Genomic DNA, 16,390 nt, shown 5'->3' on the forward strand with positions numbered 1-16,390 from the left:
CTGTACCCCGCTTCCTTGGCGGCCCGATCGGAAGCGACCTTGCGTGAGCGCTGCGTGAGCGGACTGGGTGGCACAAGGGTGGACCCGGCGTCACGATGATCATGGTCGGATGCCTCTGACCTGGGGGAACGGGATTCTTGGGCACGGCTCGGCACCAGCCGGGATGATCTTGCGGGCCCTCGTAATGCGTAGGTCTCGGGTTCGAATCCCGAAGGCGGCTCATCTGGAACCCCAGGTCAGATCCAATCTGACCTGGGGTTTTCTGTGTTCGGGGGGTAGGTCGTCAGAGGACCGGTTCCGGGAGCGGGGACGGGATCGGGGCCGGGCGGGAGAACGACGTGTGGCAGTGGTGGATCAGTTGGCGCAGGGCCGGGTTGTCCGTGGTGGACCAGGACAGGGAGAGGACCGGCTCCGTGGGGATGTCGGTGATCGTGCGGGTCGTCAGGTGGGGGCGGTGCTGGGCCACCAGGGAGTCGGAGAGGATCGCCACTCCGAGGCCACGGATCGCCAGGTCCGCGATCGCGCTGGGGGCGCCGGCCTGGAACGCGATCTCCATGTGGACCCCCGCCGCCGCGCACGCCTCGTCGAAGACCTTCCGCACTCCGGTGCCCGTCGGGAGGCTCACCACCGAGTGCTGGGTCAGGTCCGCGAGGGTCACCTCGGGTTCGGCGCAGAGGGGGTGGGCCGGGGGCATGGCCGCGACCAGGGGTTCGCGGATGATCTCGTAGGACTCCAGGCTCGGCGGGGGTGTGCCCGCGGTGCTGATCAGGGCCAGGTCGGCCGTGCCCGCGCGCAGGCGTTCCATGAGGCGGTCGGAGGTGTCCTCGAGGAGGGTGATCTCCACGCCGGGGTACTGGTGGTGGAAGGCTGACAGGGCGTCGAAGAGCGGGGTGACCGTGCACGCCGTCACCATGCCGACGACGAGCCTGCCGCGGATCAGACCGTTCACCTCGTCCACCGCCTGTCGCACGGCGTCCACGGCGGCCAGGGCCGAGCGGGCGTGGCGCAGGGCGGCGCGGCCGGCCGGGGTGAGTTTCGTGCTGCGGCCCGAGCGGTCGAAAAGGGACGTGCCGAGATCGTGTTCCAACTGCCGGATCTGGGCGCTCACTCCGGACTGGCTGATGTGCACGCGCTCCGCGGCGCGCGTGAAGTTCTCCTCTTCGGCCACCGCCACGAAGTATTCGAGCTGCCTTAGTTCCATGGCTCTTAATTCTAGTAAGGCGGGCGGTCAGGTGTGTTGCTTCTGGTTGAATTCCGGTTGAGGGGGCGTCGAGGATCCGTCCAGTAGCGGCGTGTCAAGTTCTTTGCTGGATTTGGCTTGATCATGTGTGAGTCTGGCGTGCGTGGTCGCTGTCACAGTGGCCCCAGGGGGTACCTGGGCGGTAATTTAAGTAAACAACTATTCCTGTTTCCGGTGTCGTTGCGAGTTCCGTTTACGGCTGGGTGCGGCGGTGGGAATTTTTGATTCCGCTTTGCGGGGGCGAGGGATTACCTCCGCGTGCGGGCGAACTCTGAACAGGGGGCGACGGGTTCATATGTATGCGAAAGAGAAGAAACCTTGGGAAATTCGGCCGCATTCTCTGCCGGTCGAGCGGATAGCCGTCGACCAGTTGTGGTCGGCCGACTCGCCGCGTCTCGTCGGTGAGAACGCCGACCACATACGGGTCCTGGCCGAGGCCGGATCCGATCTGCCGCCGATCCTCGTCCACCGGCCGACCATGCGCGTCATCGACGGAATGCACCGGCTGCGGGCCACCGTGCTGCGCGGCGAGCGCGAGATCGCCGTCCGGTTCCTCGACGGGTACGAGTCCGACGTCTTCGTCGTGGCCGTTCAGGCCAACACCACCCACGGGCTGCCCCTGACACGGGCCGACCGCAACGCCGCGGCGACGCGGATCATCCAGTCCCATCCGCAGTGGTCCGACCGCATGATCGCCTCGTTCGCCGGGCTCTCGCCCAAGACGGTCGGGAGCATCCGGCGCCGGCTCGGCGACGATCTGCCCGCCGCGCCGGTGCGGATCGGGCGTGACGGACGTACGCGGCCGGTCGACAGCAGTGTGGCGCGGGCCGCGACCGGCGAGTTCATCCGGACCCATCCCGACGCGACCCTGCGGCAGATCGCCGGGGCCGCCGGAGTCTCCCGGTCCACCGCGCGCGACGTGCGCAGGAGGCTGGCGGAGGGGGAGACGGGGGACGGGGCGGCCGTTGTGGCGGGGGTGAGGGCCGGTGCCGGTCGGCACTTGCAGCCGCAGTCGCAGCGGCAGCCTAAGGGTGTGCCCGGCGCACCCGACGCGTCCGGCGCACCCGGTCTCTCGGTCGTCGGTGAGGCGCCGGTGGGGGCTTCCACAGCAGCCAGGAGCGCCCTCACCGTATCCGTGTCCGCCCGGGTCACGGCCGACGCGGCCGCAGCGGTCGACACTGCCCATACGACCGATGCGACCGTGTCGTCAGGGGCGCGGACGACGACCACCACCCCCGCCGAAACCGGCAGCGCCGCCGACCTCATCCCCATCCTGAAGCGGGATCCCTCCATCCGCTTCACCGACTCCGGACGGCTGCTCCTGCGGCTCCTCGACGCCGCCACGCTGCCGCCGGACGAGTGGAGCCGGCTCATCGAGAGCGTGCCGGCCCACTGCGTCGACATGGTGGCGAACGTGGCGCGCGCCTGCGGAGAGGTCTGGCTCAACGTCGCGCAGGAAGTGGACAGTCGGGCCGCCCAGCGGTGACGGGGCCGGCCGCGTGGCGTCAGGTGCGTATCAGCGTCTTCGTGCGCATCAGGAAGTCCGACAGGTAGCCGTCGTGCGGCAGCCCGGGGCGCATCCAGTGCGTCGGGTGGTCGCCGACGTACAGGTTCGCGATCGTGGGATCGGCGAGGAGGCGGTCCAGTAGGGGTTCCCGGTGGGTCAGGGCGGTCAGGACCAGGGTGTCGCGGAGGGGGGTCAGGCCGTCCGACGGTGTCCACGGCGCCACCCATACGCAGGGGAAGGGGAGTTCCGCGCCGAGCTGCGGCGCGTCGGCGCGGGCGAGCTGGTGGACGGCCGGGCGAAGGACCGCGCTCCCGTCACCCAGTTCGTCGGCGACCGTGTCCGCGCCCAGCCACGGCCGGGTCCCCTCGGCGCGGCGCCCCACGTACTCGGCGAGTGCCCGCGCGCCCGCCGCGGGCTGCACCGGCAGCACCGCCTTCGGGTGCTCCGGCGGCAGGCTCGGCAGCGCCGAGAACCGCTCCGCGAGCGCCTCGCACAGCGGCGTCGGGTCGCCCTCCACCAGCACGGCCGTCGCGTTCACGCAGCCCGTGCCGCCGCGCCCGGCGACGGAGTCCACGATCGTGTCGAGGTGGTCGCGCCAGTCCACGTCGGCCGTGAGGAGGACCTTGGAGCGGCCGGGGCCCTGGAGCAGGACGGTCGGGTCCGCGCCGTACTTGCGGACCACGTCCTCGCCGCCGTACACGAGGCCGAGGTCGGCGCCCCGCAGGACCGCGTCGGCTCCCGCGTGGTCCGTGGGCAGCAGCGCGATCTCGTCGTTCCCGAAGCCCGCGAGGCGCAGCGCCGAGACGAGCCGGTGCGGGGTGAACGGTTCACGGCGCGAGGGGCGTACGGCGACGCGGAAGCCGAGCGCGAGCGCCTCGGGCCACAGGCTGTGGGTGCCGGGATGGTTGCCCGCCGCGTGCACGGCGAAGACGTCGCCACGCCGCGTGTGGGCGGCCCGGCCGCTCCGGACCAGCGGGTCGCGCCAGTCGGTGACCGCGCCCGCGGGCCGCGCCCGGTCCAGGCCCGTGCCGATGTCACGGAGCCGTTCCGCGATGCGGTCGACCGCCGAGGCGACCTCCGTGAGGGGGACGCCGCCGACGCGGCTGACGAGGAGGCGGTACTCCGCCACGCCCAGCCCCGCGACGGTGCCGGTCGCGAAGAGGCCGGCCGCGGCGGCGATCCGGCGTACGCGCTCGTCCGGCGGAGCGGGTTCCGCGCGGCGCAGCGCCGAGTGGGCGCGGCTCACGAACGGCGGTGGTACGAGGCTCAGTTCGGCGGCGGGTGCGCCCGTCACGTCCGGGACCACCTGGCGGTTCCTGGCGCGGAACTCGCCGCGCGGCCCCAGGGCGTCCAGCTGGAGGGGCTGCTGAACCGGCTCCTCGGAGGCAGAGGCGGGCATCAGTACACCCCCTCCACCACGTCCTCGTTCTCGAATCTGCTGACCGGCGCGATGTCCGCCACGGAGTCGCCGGGGCCGCCGTCGAGCGGTTCGACGCGCGTGGCGAGGTCGCGTTCGAGGTTGTTGGGGAGCAGGAACGACTTGCTGACGTGGCTGGCCACGACCCGGCCGCGCTCCCCGTACGGGACCGGCCGCATCGTTTCCGGGTCGACGACGGAGAAGGTGACGTACGGGCTGAGCGTGTCGAAGACGCAGGGGTCGTCGTCGCCGAGGCCGGGGCGCTCACCGGCGAAGCCGAGGATCATCGTGCTGCCGTAGTTCCCGGAGAAGACGGTGTCGGGGAAGATCTCCGTCCGGTACACCTGGCGGGAGTCGGGGTCGAGCTGCGTGCCGCCCCAACGGATCGCCCTGACCTTGTCGTTGATGAGCTCGACGAGTTCGTCGCGGCGCGCGATGCGGTCCAGGATCGGCGGGGTGACGGTGAGGATGCCGATGTCCTGGGAGCGCAGTACGTCGGCGGCCTGGTCGACGACGTGCTCGGCGTAGTCGTCGGCCTCGCCGCCGCGGCCCCCGGATATCAGCCGCTTCACCCAGCGCGGGTCGAGGTCGATGGTGAACCCGTGGCGGCCGTGCGTCGTTGCCGAACCCCGGAAGAACTCGCCGACGATGTGCGGGCCGCTGGGAACGATTCCCAGCCAGTTTGCGCCCCGCGGGAAGCCGTGGGCGTCCAGTTGCTCGCCGGTCCAGTGGAGCAGCCGGCGGCGCCAGTCGCCGTGCAGGACGACTCGCTTGGGGGCGCCGGTGGTGCCGCCGCTCTCGAACACGCCGCGTACGTCCGGGTTTTCGCCGTAGCCGCGCGGGATCAGGTCCTCGGCGCGGACGGTGCGCAGTTCGGAGGCGACGTTCGGGAAGCGTACGAGGGCCGCCAGCGAGGTGATCTCGGTCCGCGGGTCGAAGTCCAGGGACTTCGCGCGTTCCAGCCAGTAGGGGGAGCCGGTGTCGGGGCCGAAGTGCCACTCCATCGCGGCCTTGATGTATTCGTCCGGGTCGGGCCGGACGCCGGGCGGGAGGTCGAGGATTTCCCAGGTATTCGACGTGTTCGACGTCATGTTGTCGCTTTCCTTTCCGACGTGCCGCCCGGCGATTTCTCTCGTAGACCTGATGACTCTCGTGTCTCTCCCGGCCCTCTCGGAATAACCGTCGCATTGGAACCGGCGCCTTTCCGCGGTGTCAACACCGCTCCGGCCGTCCCGTCGAACGCGGGGCCGAGCGCCTGCAGCGAGGCGAGATCGTGCAGCCCCTCCACCGTTCCTTCCGCTTCGAACGTGGCGCGTACGTCGGGTTGCCTGCCGATCAGGGCGAGGGCGGCGTTCGGGGGCAGCTCGTCGAGCGGCGGGCGCTCGTCCGTTTCCCAGAGCATCACCGCGCCCCACCGGTTCCGCTCCCGGTCCGCGAAGTAGATCTTCAGCCGCAGGCCCGGCACTTGGGTCCACCGGTCGAGGGTGTGGTCGCGCAGGTGCTCGCGCATGGAGTCGATCGTCTGCGGGGTGCCGTCCAGGTGCCACCAGGCGACGTCCACCCTCATGGCAGCACTCGCAGGACGTGACGGTTCGTGCGCGGTGCGTGACTGTGCATGGGTGCCTCCGTCTGCGGTGGGTGGTCGGGAGGGGCGCGGTGAGGACACGGGCCGAGAGGCGGTGGGGCGGGAAGCCAGTGAGCGTACGGGGGACGCGGCTCCGTCGCCCGGGTGGCGACTGAGGAATTCCTCAGTCGCGCTGTCGCGGGGCCCCCGCGGCAGCGGACAGGCGCAACCCATGTGCACACCGGGCGCGAACCAGATCCATTGCTTCTAGTAACCAGAACCAAAGGGAGTTGGACTTGTCAGTTCCGCGCGACCAAGCTGGTCGGTGCTGGAAATCAGCTCTGAACGAGAGGCCCCCCTGTGTCCGAATATGAGAAGGCATACAAGCCGGAAGACATTACGCGTCTGTTCGTGGAGCGCGCCAACAAGGGCGACGCGACCGGCGTCGCGGAGCTCTACGCGGAGGACGCCGTTGTCGCCTTCCCGCCCGGGCAGATCACGCAGGGGCGCGAGGCCATCCGCAAGCTGTGGGAGATGGCGATGACGCGCAACCCGAAGTTCGAGCCGGAGGAGCCCCTTCCGACTCTGATCAACGGTGACATCGCGCTCACGTCCACCCCGCCGAAGGACGGCACCGGTGCGCGCGCCCAGGTCGTGCGCCGTCAGCCCGACGGTTCGTGGCTGCGCATCCTCGACCAGCCCGAGTTCATCCAGCCCAAGTAACCGAGACCAGCCGCGTATCGACTGTCGAGCATCGAGTATCGGGGGAGACCCGTCATGGCCAAACGATGGTGGACGTTGGTGGTCGTCTGCGCGTCGACCTTCATGCTCCTGCTCGACGCCACCATCGTCACGGTCGTCCTGCCGCAGATCCAGGACGGGCTCGACAGCAGCTTCGCCGACGCGCAGTGGGTGGTCGACGCCTACTCGCTCACCCTCGCCGCGGCGCTGCTGGTCGGCGGCTCGCTGGCCGACCGGTTCGGCTACCGCAAGCTGTTCCTGGTCGGCCTCGCCGTCTTCACCGTCAGCTCCCTGTTCTGCGGCATCGCCTCCTCGCCGCTCATGCTGATCCTGTCGCGGGCCGCGCAGGGCATCGGCGGGTCCGTCATGTACGCCACCTCGCTGGCGCTGCTCGCGCGGACCTTCGCCGGCAAGGAGCGGGGCGTCGCGTTCGGCGTCTGGGGCGCCGTGACGGGTCTCGCCTCCGGTCTCGGGCCCGTGTTCGGCGGGCTGATCGCCGCCCACATCAGCTGGCGCGGCATCTTCCTCATCAACATCCCCATCGGCATCCTCGCCATCCTGGTGACGCTGTGGAAGGTCGACGAGTCGCCGTCGCGGGGCAGGCTCAAGCTGGACTGGCCGGGCTTCGTCCTCTTCACCAGCGGTCTCGTCGCGCTGATCTACGGTCTGATCAAGGCCGGTGAGACCGAGTGGGGCAACACGGACGTCGTGATGTGGCTGGGCGCGGCGGTCCTGCTCCTGGTCACGTTCCTGATCGTGGAACTCCGCTCGGCGGAACCGCTGTTCGACCTGTCGCTGTTCCGCACCCCGACGTTCGTGGGCGGTTCGATCGCCGCGTTCACCATGAACGGCTCGCTGTTCGCGATGCTTCTCTACCTGGTCCTCTACCTGCAGAACGGACTCGGCTACTCCGTCCTGGAGTCCAGCGTCCGGCTCCTCGTGATCAGCGTGTGCGCCCTCGTCGCGTCGACCCTCGCGGGCCGCATGAGCAGCAAGCTGCCGGTGAAGTGGCTGATCGGACCGGGTCTCCTCCTCGTCGGCATCGGCCTGCTCCTCATGTCGGGGAACGACGCGTCGAGCGGCTGGACCCACCTCATCCCCGGCTTCGTCGTCGCCGGTATCGGCAGCGGCATCGTCAACCCGCCGCTCGCGTCGACCGCCGTCGGCGTGGTCACGCCGGACCGGTCGGGCACCGCGTCGGGCATCAACATCACCTTCCGGCAGGTCGGCATGGCGGCCAGCATCCCGGTGCTCGGCTCCGTCTTCACGGCATCGCTCCACGACGACGTCCTGCGGAACCTGTCGGGCGTCCCCGAACTGGCGGGCAGCGCCCCGGCGATCGCGGCGGCCGTCGAGCACGGCAACGTATCGGGCCTCGACGAGAAGGTGCCCGCGCCGCTGCGCGACCAGGTCGCCACCGCTCTGCACTCCGGTTACGCCGAGGCGCTCAACGACCTCCTGATCATGACCGGTGTCCTCGCGCTGGCGGGCGCGGTCTTCTCCTTCTTCCTGATCCGCGCGAAGGACTTCCTGGCCGCCAAGCCGCCGCCGCAGGACGCGGGCGTCGAGACGGGCGAGCCGCAGCCCGTGAAGTGACGTAACCTCAGCGCCCGGCGTAGAGCGTGGGGTTACGTTCCCGAGTGCGGGCGGGCCTGAATGCGGTCCAGCGCGTGCTGGATGACCGCCTGCGCCGCGGGGTCGATCGTACGGTCGTCGGGCCACGCCAGATACAGCCGGCCGTGCATGTCCGGATCGGCGAACGGGACGAGCCGCAGCTCCTCGTCGGTCGGCCGCACCGCGCCCCGCGGCAGGATCGCCACGCCGAACCCGCGCGCGGCCATGTCCACCAGGACCTGCGGATCGCTCGCCGAGAACGCGATGGGCGCGTCGATGCCGGCCATGGCGAGGGAGGCGTCGAGCTGACGCCGGGTACCGCTGTCGCTCGGCAGCGAGAGCAACTGCCGGGACGCGAGCTCCTTGAGCAGCACGGATTCCCGCTCCGCGTACTCGTCGTCCGCGCGCAGCACCGCGACGAGCGGGTCGGCCAGGATGACCTCCGTGCGCAGGAACGACGGGGGCTCGCCGGCCAACCCGAGGAAGGCCATGTCGAGTTCACCGTCCTTCAGCGCGTCGACGAGGTCGTCGGTGCTGCCCTGGCGCAGCGCGACCTCCACGGTGGGGTGCTCCGCCTGGAACTCCGCGAGCATGCCGGGCACGTCCAGGGTCGCGACCACCGTCACCATGCCGACGTTCACCTGGCCCCGCAGCAGGCCCGCCACCTGGTCGACCGCGAGTCTGGCGTCGCGGATCGCGGCGAGCGCGGCCTTGGCGTAGGGGAGCAGGGCCTCGCCGACCGCGGTGGGGCGGACCGTGCGTCCGGACCGGTCGAGCAGTTCGTACCCGAGTTCCCGTTCGAGCCTGCGGATCTGCGCGCTCACTCCCGGCTGCGTCACATGCAACCTGGCCGCCGCTCTGGTGAAGTTGCCGTCCTCGACGACAGCGACGAAGTACTCGAGTTGGCGTATCTCCATAACTGACCGATCTAGGCTTCAGTACGAACAGATATTGGACGCCCGGTAAACGCCGGGACAATACTGACGGGGTCGCTCGATCAGTGTCCGCTCGACCGAGTGGGGCGCGGGAAAGGGCGACCAATCAACGGCCGGGCAGCGGCCTTTCTTCACGGGGATACTCGAGGTTTTCCGAGTCATGCATGCTGAGTTTTTTCGGCGTGCCAAAATTTTCTGAGGAATTTTACAGCAGTGCCGTCGTGCTGTGAAGAGTTCGTCCGCGCCGAACGGGCCACCGTACGTCCATCGAGGGGAGCCATCCATGGGAACCACGGGAGTTGGAGGCGCCGATTCCGGCGGCGCGGTCATCTGGGTGACCGGGCTTGCCGAGGCCGGCAAGACGACGGTCGCCCGTGAACTGGTCCGTCAACTGAACCAGCGCGGACACCAGCCGATTCTGCTCGACGGCAATGAGGTGCGGACGGCATTGTCCATGATGACCTCCGGATTCGACCGCGAAAGCCGGATAAAGACGTCCATGACCTATGCGCGCCTCTCGCAGCTGCTCGCGGAGCAGGGGCACCTCGTGGTCGTCGCGACCATCTCGCTGTTCCACGAGGTGCAGCGGCACAACCGGGAGAACCAGCCCGACTACTTCGAGGTGCTGCTCGACGTGCCCGTCGAGGAACTCAAGCGACGCGACAGCAAGGGCGTCTACAGCGGGAACGACGAGAAAGACGTGGTCGGAATCGGTCAGTCCGCCGAGTTCCCGACCGACCCGGATCTCGTCGTCACCAACTACGGAGACGTCGACCCGAAGGCCGCGGCCACGATGATTCGCCTCGCGCACGAGGATCGTTTGTCGGCGCGGGTGGCCTAGCGGAGCGTATTCGCGTCGCTTATTCGTGGCGCTCGGGCTTTCCCTGCGTAATTCAGATCTCAGTGTTTCATCGAAACGTTTCATTGAAGCGTTTCAGTGGGGCGTTCCATTGAATCTTTTCGGTAACTCATAAGGAGCTGTGCCGCATGACGACGTCGACCACCAAGCTCAAGCACGGAGACTTCACCGACCTGGCGAAGGACTACTCGAAGTACCGCGAGGGGTACGCGACTTCGGTGCGGGACGCGCTCATCGGACTCGTGGGCCGCCCGGCCGCCGAGCTCGACGCCGTCGACGTCGGCGCCGGCACCGGTCTGTGGACCCGCATCGTCGCGGACGGCGGATTCCGTTCGGTCACCGCCGTCGAGCCGAACGACAACATGCGGGCCGAAGGCATCTCGGACTCCAAGGGCTACTCGATCTCCTGGCGTGCCGGAAAGGGCGAGGAGACGGGGCTCGACGACAACTCGGCCGACCTGATCAGCATGGCGTCCTCCTTCCACTGGGTGGACTTCGAGGTGGGCACCGCCGAGTTCTGCCGCGTCCTGCGGCCCGGCGGCTGGTTCGTCGCGCTCTACAACCCGCGGCTGATCGAGGTCAATCCGGTCCTCGTGGACATCGAGAACGAGCTCAAGCGCCTGATGGGCGAGCGCAAGCGGATCACCTCGGCCCACCCGCAGATGATCAAGGAGCTGTCGGACAAGTTCAACGCCAGCCCGCGCTTCGACGACGTCGTCGTCCTGGAGGGCCGGCACTCCGTCGAGCAGACCGTCGACCACTACATCGGCCTGTGGCAGTCGGTGAACGACGTGCGGGTCCAGCTCGGCGACGCCAAGTTCGAGCAGTTCCTCGACTACATCCGCGAGCGCCTCGCGGACGCGGACAAGCTCGAGGTCACCTACCTGACCAGGGCGGTCGCGGCCCGCGCCAAGAAGTGACCGGCGAGCGACAGGACTGACGAGAGACAGGACTTCTGACATGACCGAGGACTCCGCCCGGGAACTGCGCCCGGACGAGCTGGCGCGGCGCAGCGCGCGCCTGCTGGGCGAGGACGACATCGTCGTGGCCGGTGACCCGGGTTCCGGGCAGGCGCTCGTGGCCAACATCGTGTTCGAGCTCGGCTTCGACTACCTCGACCCGTATGTCGAGTCGCCCAACGAGGCGGACGGCGCGTCGCAGTCGGTGGAGAGCCGTCTCGACTACTACCGGCAGCGTCTCGCGGCCACGTCCGAGAAGAGCCAGGCCGCTCTGGACCGGGCGGCGAGCGGCGCCGTCGCCAAGAGGTTCATCAAGACGCACTTCTACCCCGAGGTGTTCGCCGAGTCCTCGGTGAACTCCGCGATCCTGGTGGTGCGGGACCCGCGCGACACCATCTACTCGTCGTACAAGTGGTTCTCGTCCTTCGGCGGCTCCTGGATACCGGACGCCGCGGACATGATCGGGAAGCTCACCTACCCCGACTTCCTCGACCGCGTCAGGCTCGGGGACGGGGAGCCCTCGATCCCCGGCTGGGCCCGCTTCTACCGGAGCTGGCTGGAGGCGGCGCCGGACTTCTCGAAGTTCGCCGTCGTACGGTTCGAGGACCTGAAGTCCCACCCCGTGGGCGCCATCACCGCGATGCTGGCGGCGCTGGGGCTCGCGGTGCCGCCGGAGGTCGTCGAGCAGGCCGCCGAACGCAGCTCGTTCAAGGCGATGCGGGCCCGTGAGGACGCGGCGTCCGCGGGCGAGGACGACACCACGAAGAACGCGCGCATCATGCGGCGCGGTCAGGTGGGCGAGTGGCGCGAGTGGATCGGGGAGGGCGACCTGGCGGAACGCTTCGCCCACCCGGGTCTGGTCGCCACGGCGGCGCGGTTCGGGTACGACGCGACGCCGACGAAGTAGCCGCGTACGCGCGAGCAGTGGAGAGGGCCGGGTCATCCGTCACGTGACCCGGCCCTCCGCCGCTCTGCTGTCCGGCGCGGGAGAGGCAGCCTCCGCGGTTATGACGGCCACCGGGTGGGGAGCGATCGACCATGGTCGAGAAAGTGCTGACAGCTGAGGAGGTCGCCGCCCGGCACGGGCTGCGGCCGCTGCCGGTGGAGGGCGGACTGTACCGGCGGACCTGGGCGGGACCACCCGACGCGTCCGGGCGCCCCGCGGGCTCGGCGATCATCGTGCTCCTGACGACCGCCCCCGGCGACTTCTCCGCCCTGCACCGCCTGCCGACCGACGAGGTCTGGCACTTCTACGAGGGCGACGCACTGGAGTTGCTCCTCCTCGCCCCCGACGGCAGCGACCGCACGGCCGTCCTGGGGCCCGGGGGCGCCGTGCAGCTGGTCGTCCCCGCGGGCACGTGGATGGGCGCGCACGTCCCGGTCGGCGGCGGGCCGCACGGCTGGGCGCTGTTCGGGACGACCATGGCACCCGGTTTCGTCGAGGAGGATTACGAGGGCGGGGACGCGGAGGAGCTGAGTGCGCGGTATCCGGGGCGGGCCGGGCTCATCCGGCGGCTGTGCCGGGCGGGGGAGCCGCTGCGGATGACTTCGGGTGACGACAAGGAGGGTGCCGGACGTGGTGAGTGAGGCGGGTTCGCCGCGGGACGAGACGCTGCCCTGGCTGGGCGGCCGGGTCGCGCTGGTCACCGGGGCCAGCGGGGGGATCGGCGCCGGGATCGCCCGGCGGTTCGCGCAGGCGGGCGCGGCGGTCGTCGTGCACTACCGGCGGGGCAAGGAGCGGGCCGAGGAGGTGGCCGGGGGGATCGTCGCGGCGGGCGGTGACGCCGTCGCCGTACCGGCGGACCTCACGCGTGAGGAGGAGTGCCACCGCCTGGTAGAGGAGGCGCGGGCCTGGCGGGGACGGCTCGACGCGCTGGTCAACAACGCCGGGATCCAGCCCTTGCAGGAACTGGCCGGCATGTCGGCGGCGGACTGGCGTGAGCTGTCCGAGGCGAACGTGACGAGTGCGTTCTGCTGCACGCAGGCGGCCGCGGAGGTCATGGGGGAGCAGGACGGCGGCGGTACGGTCACGCAGATCGCGTCCATCGAGGGCTCGCACCCGGCACCCGGTCACGCGCACTACAGCGCGTCCAAGGCCGCCCTGATCATGTTCGCCCGCTCCGCCGCCCTGGAGTACGGACCGCGCGGCATCCGCGTCAACAGTGTCTCGCCGGGCCTCATCGACCGGCCGGGACTCGCGGGGGACTGGCCCGAGGGCGTGGAGCGGTGGGGCAGGGCGGCACCGCTCGGCAGGCTCGGCACGCCGGAGGACATCGGCAGCGCGTGCGTGTTCCTCGCCTCGGACGCGGCGTCCTGGATCACGGGGACGGATCTGGTGGTGGACGGAGGGGTGGGGGCGCGGCCGACCTGGTAGCGCGGGCGCGTGCGGCGTGCGCAGGGCCGTGCGTGTTCGTACGTCTCGCGGTGCAGGGCGCGTCCCGCGGTGTCGGGGCGAAAAGGGCCTGGCGCGGGCCGGGGCAGCCTCGCAGCAACTTGTGAGGATCCTGTCAGGCCGCCGTCGCGATCCCATTTGCCCCACCGGAATCCGTCGGGCCGTGCCTATCCTCGACGCCATGTGCGCTTTTGTCCTGGTCGCGGAGGACGACGAGAAACAGGCCGAGCTGGTCCGCCGCTACCTGGAACGCGAGGGCCACGAGGTCGCCGTCGTCCACGACGGGTCAGCCGCCCTCGCCGAGGTGCGGCGCAGGCTGCCGGACCTGCTGATCCTCGACGTGATGATGCCGGGCACCGACGGCCTCGAAGTCACCCGCTTCCTCCGGGACGGCAACGGTCCCGCCGAGCTGACCCGCCTCCCGGTCCTGATGCTGACCGCCCGCACCACCGAGGACGACCTCCTCGTGGGCCTCGACACGGGCGCCGACGACTACCTCACCAAGCCGTACAGTCCCCGCGAACTCATGGCCCGGGTCCGGACCCTGCTGCGCCGCGCGGGCGGCATCCACCCGCCGCTGCCCGGCACCGACCGGCGGATCCTGCGGGTCGGCGGCCTCGTCGTCGACCCGCTGCGGCACGAGGTGACGGTCGACGGGCGGCACGTCGACTGCACGCCGGGCGAGTTCGACCTGCTCACCGCCCTCGCGGAGGAGCCGGACCGGGTCTTCACGCGCCCGCAGCTCCTCGACCGGATCCACGGGTCGTCGGGTTACATATCCGCGCGCACGGTCGACGTGCACGTGCTGAACCTCCGCAAGAAGATCGAGTCCGACCCGCGGCGTCCCGACCGTCTTCTGACGGTGTTCGGGGTGGGGTACAAGCTGGCGGGGTCGGGCGCGGGCGCGGGTGCGGGCGCGGGTGCAGGTGTGGACGCTGGTGCTGGTGCTGGTGCTGGTGCTGGTGTCGTTGCGGGTGCCGGCCCCGGCGCGGGGGCGACGCGTGGCGCGTGACGTTCCGCTGCGCAAGAGCCTCCTGGCCCGGCTGCTCGCCGTATCCGTCCTGGTCTCCATCGGCTCCATCGCCGCCACCGCGTGGCTCGCGGCGCAGACCACGTCCGGCGCGCTGCGGCAGGAACAGGGACAGGTTCTCGCCGACGACGCCCGTATCTACGACAGGCTCCTGGGCGTCGGCGCGACCTCCCCGCAGTGGCGTGGCGCCGACGGGGCCGTCCGCGAACTGTCCCGGCAGACCGGCCGCCGCATCGCCCTCACCACGCAGGAACGCAAGGTCATCGCGGACTCGGCGGCCCCGCGGGGACGGGGCGGCGCCGAAAAGGAAGGGGGTTCGGGCAGCCCCGCGTCATCCGCCGGAGGCAAGGCCGGGCGAGACCTGAAGAACACCCCTGAAGCCACCGACACCCCCCAAGCCGACGCCAAGTCCGCCGCGCCCCTCCCCCCGACCGCCTCCGCCGTCCTGGACCCGCTCTCCGTCGACAGCGCGCTCGCCCCGGGTCGTACGGACGAGACCGCGGCGGACGAAGGCACCGCCGGCGCCGCCGACCGCATCGACCCGCGGGCGGTCGGCCCGTACCGGCTCACCAAAACGGAGCGTACGCGCCTGAAGGACGCCGCCGACCGGCGCGCGGCCTGCCTCACGGACCTCGGCATGACTCCGCGGGTCGTCGTCGGACCCGGCGGCCGCCCCACCGTCCGCCTCGACCACGACCCGGGCGAATTCCTGCGCTCCCAGTGCCGTACGCCTCCTCTGGAGATGCCCACCGAGACCGAGCAGAAGGCCCTCAAGAAGCTCAACGCCCTGACCGGCGCCTGTCTGAAGCGGCAGGGCCTCGACCCCGTGCCGGTCGGCCTCGACCTGGAGGGGCGGGGCGGTCCGAAGCCGGTCGCCGCCTCCGTACCGTCGATGCCGGTGGCGGAGCGCGCCGTACCCGACGTACCCGGCGAGCCCGACAGCGGTGTCCGGCCCGGTGGCGAGCCCACGGCGATCCGGCCGGGCGCCGGGTCCGTCGGTCCGGAGTCCACCACCGCCGCCACCGCGTCCTGCGTCGACACCGCGCGCCGCGAACAGCTCGGCCCCTACGTCTCGTCGCCCGCGCTCCTCTTCATCACCAGCTCCGACGGCACCCGGAGCGCCCCGGCCTTCAGCCTCTCGCGGGCCAACACCATCCGTCTCGCCGGGCTCGCCGCGGCCGTCCTGGCCGTCACGGTGGCCGTCACGGCGCTGGCCGCGACCCGGCTGACCCGGCCGCTGCGCGCGCTCACCGCCGCGACACGGCGCATGAAGTCGGGGGAGTCGAGCGAACCGGTCCCGGCGAGAGCCACGCGGTCCGCGGGCGAGATCAGCCAACTCGCCGAGGCCTTCAACGACATGGCGGCCCACCGCACGGCCCTGGAGGAACAGCGGAAGGCCATGGTCAGCGACGTGGCCCACGAGCTGCGTACGCCGCTGTCCAACATCCGCGGCTGGCTGGAGGCGGCGGAGGACGGGGTCGTCGACACCGACCCCGAACTGGTCACCTCGCTCCTCGAAGAGGCGTTGCTGCTCCAGCACATCGTCGACGACCTCCAGGATCTGGCGGCCGCCGACGCCGGAACGCTCCGGCTGCACCGCGAGCCGGTGCGGGCCGCCGAGATCGCCGACCAGGTGGCGGCGGCGCACCAGGCGCGCGCGGACGGGGCGGGGGTACGGCTCCGGGCCACGGCGTTCGGCGACCCGTGGGTGACCGCCGATCCGCTGCGGCTGCGGCAGGCGATCGGCAACCTCGTCTCCAACGCCGTCCGTCACACCCCGGAGGGCGGCAGCGTCCGCATCAGCTGCCGTACGACGCCGGAGGCGGTGCTGATCGAGGTCGCCGACACGGGTACGGGAATCGCGGCCGCCGACCTTCCGCACGTCTTCGACCGCTTCTGGCGGGCGGACAAGTCGCGGACGCGGGCGACGGGTGGCAGCGGGCTGGGGCTGTCGATCGTGCGGAAACTGGTGGAGGCGCACGACGGAGCGGTGTCGGCGCAGAGCGTCCCGGGGAAGGGCTCGCTGTTCACGGTGCGGCTGCCGGTGGGGTGAGGGCGGGCACGCGGGAGTGGTGGGGCGTGGTGGGGAGCACGTGGTGACCGCGTGCAGGGCAGGGCGAAAGCCCCGGTCG

At 70.8% G+C, this 16,390-nt stretch carries 15 protein-coding genes; 10 read left to right on the plus strand and 5 right to left on the minus strand.

The window, feature by feature from the left end; translation table 11 throughout:
• Positions 1 to 283: 283 nt before the first annotated feature.
• Positions 284 to 1,201, minus strand: coding sequence for a LysR family transcriptional regulator (locus DEJ47_RS20780; protein ID WP_150170486.1), 918 nt, complete (start codon positions 1,199 to 1,201; stop codon positions 284 to 286).
• Positions 1,202 to 1,535: 334 nt separating this feature from the next.
• Between DEJ47_RS20780 and DEJ47_RS20785 the strand changes: the two genes are divergently transcribed.
• Positions 1,536 to 2,726, plus strand: a complete 1,191-nt coding sequence (locus tag DEJ47_RS20785; RefSeq protein ID WP_150170488.1) for a ParB/RepB/Spo0J family partition protein — start codon at positions 1,536 to 1,538, stop codon at positions 2,724 to 2,726.
• A 19-nt stretch (positions 2,727 to 2,745) separates the two neighbouring features.
• Here DEJ47_RS20785 and DEJ47_RS20790 read toward each other — a convergent pair whose 3' ends face one another.
• The 3 genes from DEJ47_RS20790 to DEJ47_RS36485 are packed head-to-tail and all read right to left on the minus strand — an operon-like array spanning position 2,746 to position 5,674.
• On the minus strand, positions 2,746 to 4,146 hold the full coding sequence (locus DEJ47_RS20790) for an aldehyde dehydrogenase family protein (protein ID WP_150170490.1): 1,401 nt from the start codon (positions 4,144 to 4,146) through the stop codon (positions 2,746 to 2,748).
• Entirely contained in the window at positions 4,146 to 5,255 is a 1,110-nt protein-coding gene (locus DEJ47_RS20795) for a long-chain fatty acid--CoA ligase (RefSeq protein ID WP_150170492.1), read from the minus strand. The genes DEJ47_RS20790 and DEJ47_RS20795 overlap by 1 nt, the downstream gene beginning before the upstream one ends.
• Positions 5,252 to 5,674, minus strand: coding sequence for a hypothetical protein (locus DEJ47_RS36485; RefSeq protein ID WP_190415483.1), 423 nt, complete (start codon positions 5,672 to 5,674; stop codon positions 5,252 to 5,254). Before DEJ47_RS36485 ends, DEJ47_RS20795 begins: the two co-directional genes overlap by 4 nt.
• A 414-nt stretch (positions 5,675 to 6,088) precedes the next feature.
• On the opposite strand from DEJ47_RS36485, the gene DEJ47_RS20805 reads away from it, so the two are divergent.
• Both DEJ47_RS20805 and DEJ47_RS20810 read left to right on the plus strand, forming a co-directional pair.
• Positions 6,089 to 6,451 carry a YybH family protein gene (locus DEJ47_RS20805; protein ID WP_055563924.1) on the plus strand — a complete coding sequence of 121 codons (363 nt, stop codon included), beginning with the start codon at positions 6,089 to 6,091 and terminating at the stop codon, positions 6,449 to 6,451.
• Positions 6,452 to 6,505: 54 nt separating this feature from the next.
• Complete coding sequence (locus tag DEJ47_RS20810; RefSeq protein WP_150170494.1) at positions 6,506 to 8,065, plus strand: MFS transporter; 1,560 nt, start codon at positions 6,506 to 6,508, stop codon at positions 8,063 to 8,065.
• Between the two features lie 32 nt (positions 8,066 to 8,097).
• On the opposite strand, the gene DEJ47_RS20815 is transcribed toward DEJ47_RS20810, so the two are convergent.
• Positions 8,098 to 9,000, minus strand: a complete 903-nt coding sequence (locus DEJ47_RS20815; RefSeq protein ID WP_150170496.1) for a LysR family transcriptional regulator — start codon at positions 8,998 to 9,000, stop codon at positions 8,098 to 8,100.
• A gap of 301 nt (positions 9,001 to 9,301) precedes the next feature.
• Here DEJ47_RS20815 and DEJ47_RS20820 point away from each other — a divergent pair, with 301 nt between their 5' ends.
• From DEJ47_RS20820 to DEJ47_RS20850, 7 genes are all read left to right on the plus strand, one after another.
• Positions 9,302 to 9,859 (plus strand): adenylyl-sulfate kinase, encoded by a 558-nt coding sequence (locus DEJ47_RS20820; protein ID WP_150170498.1) that lies wholly within the window; start codon positions 9,302 to 9,304, stop codon positions 9,857 to 9,859.
• Between the two features lie 146 nt (positions 9,860 to 10,005).
• A complete protein-coding gene (locus tag DEJ47_RS20825; RefSeq protein WP_150170500.1) occupies positions 10,006 to 10,797 on the plus strand; it encodes a class I SAM-dependent methyltransferase in 792 nt (263 codons plus the stop codon).
• A gap of 40 nt (positions 10,798 to 10,837) precedes the next feature.
• Positions 10,838 to 11,743 carry a sulfotransferase domain-containing protein gene (locus DEJ47_RS20830; protein WP_150170502.1) on the plus strand — a complete coding sequence of 302 codons (906 nt, stop codon included), beginning with the start codon at positions 10,838 to 10,840 and terminating at the stop codon, positions 11,741 to 11,743.
• Positions 11,744 to 11,874: 131 nt separating this feature from the next.
• Positions 11,875 to 12,423: a cupin domain-containing protein gene (locus DEJ47_RS20835; protein ID WP_150170504.1), complete on the plus strand. Its 549-nt coding sequence runs from the start codon at positions 11,875 to 11,877 to the stop codon at positions 12,421 to 12,423.
• Positions 12,413 to 13,210 (plus strand): SDR family NAD(P)-dependent oxidoreductase, encoded by a 798-nt coding sequence (locus tag DEJ47_RS20840; RefSeq protein WP_223828428.1) that lies wholly within the window; start codon positions 12,413 to 12,415, stop codon positions 13,208 to 13,210. Before DEJ47_RS20835 ends, DEJ47_RS20840 begins: the two co-directional genes overlap by 11 nt.
• Before the next feature lie 199 nt (positions 13,211 to 13,409).
• Positions 13,410 to 14,240, plus strand: a complete 831-nt coding sequence (locus DEJ47_RS20845) for a response regulator transcription factor (RefSeq protein WP_150170506.1) — start codon at positions 13,410 to 13,412, stop codon at positions 14,238 to 14,240.
• A complete protein-coding gene (locus DEJ47_RS20850) occupies positions 14,149 to 16,311 on the plus strand; it encodes an ATP-binding protein (RefSeq protein WP_399552237.1) in 2,163 nt (720 codons plus the stop codon). Before DEJ47_RS20845 ends, DEJ47_RS20850 begins: the two co-directional genes overlap by 92 nt.
• Positions 16,312 to 16,390 lie beyond the last annotated feature (79 nt).

It is taken from the genome of Streptomyces venezuelae (assembly GCF_008642355.1).
In the GTDB taxonomy this organism is placed as follows: Bacteria; Actinomycetota; Actinomycetes; order Streptomycetales; family Streptomycetaceae; genus Streptomyces; species Streptomyces venezuelae_B.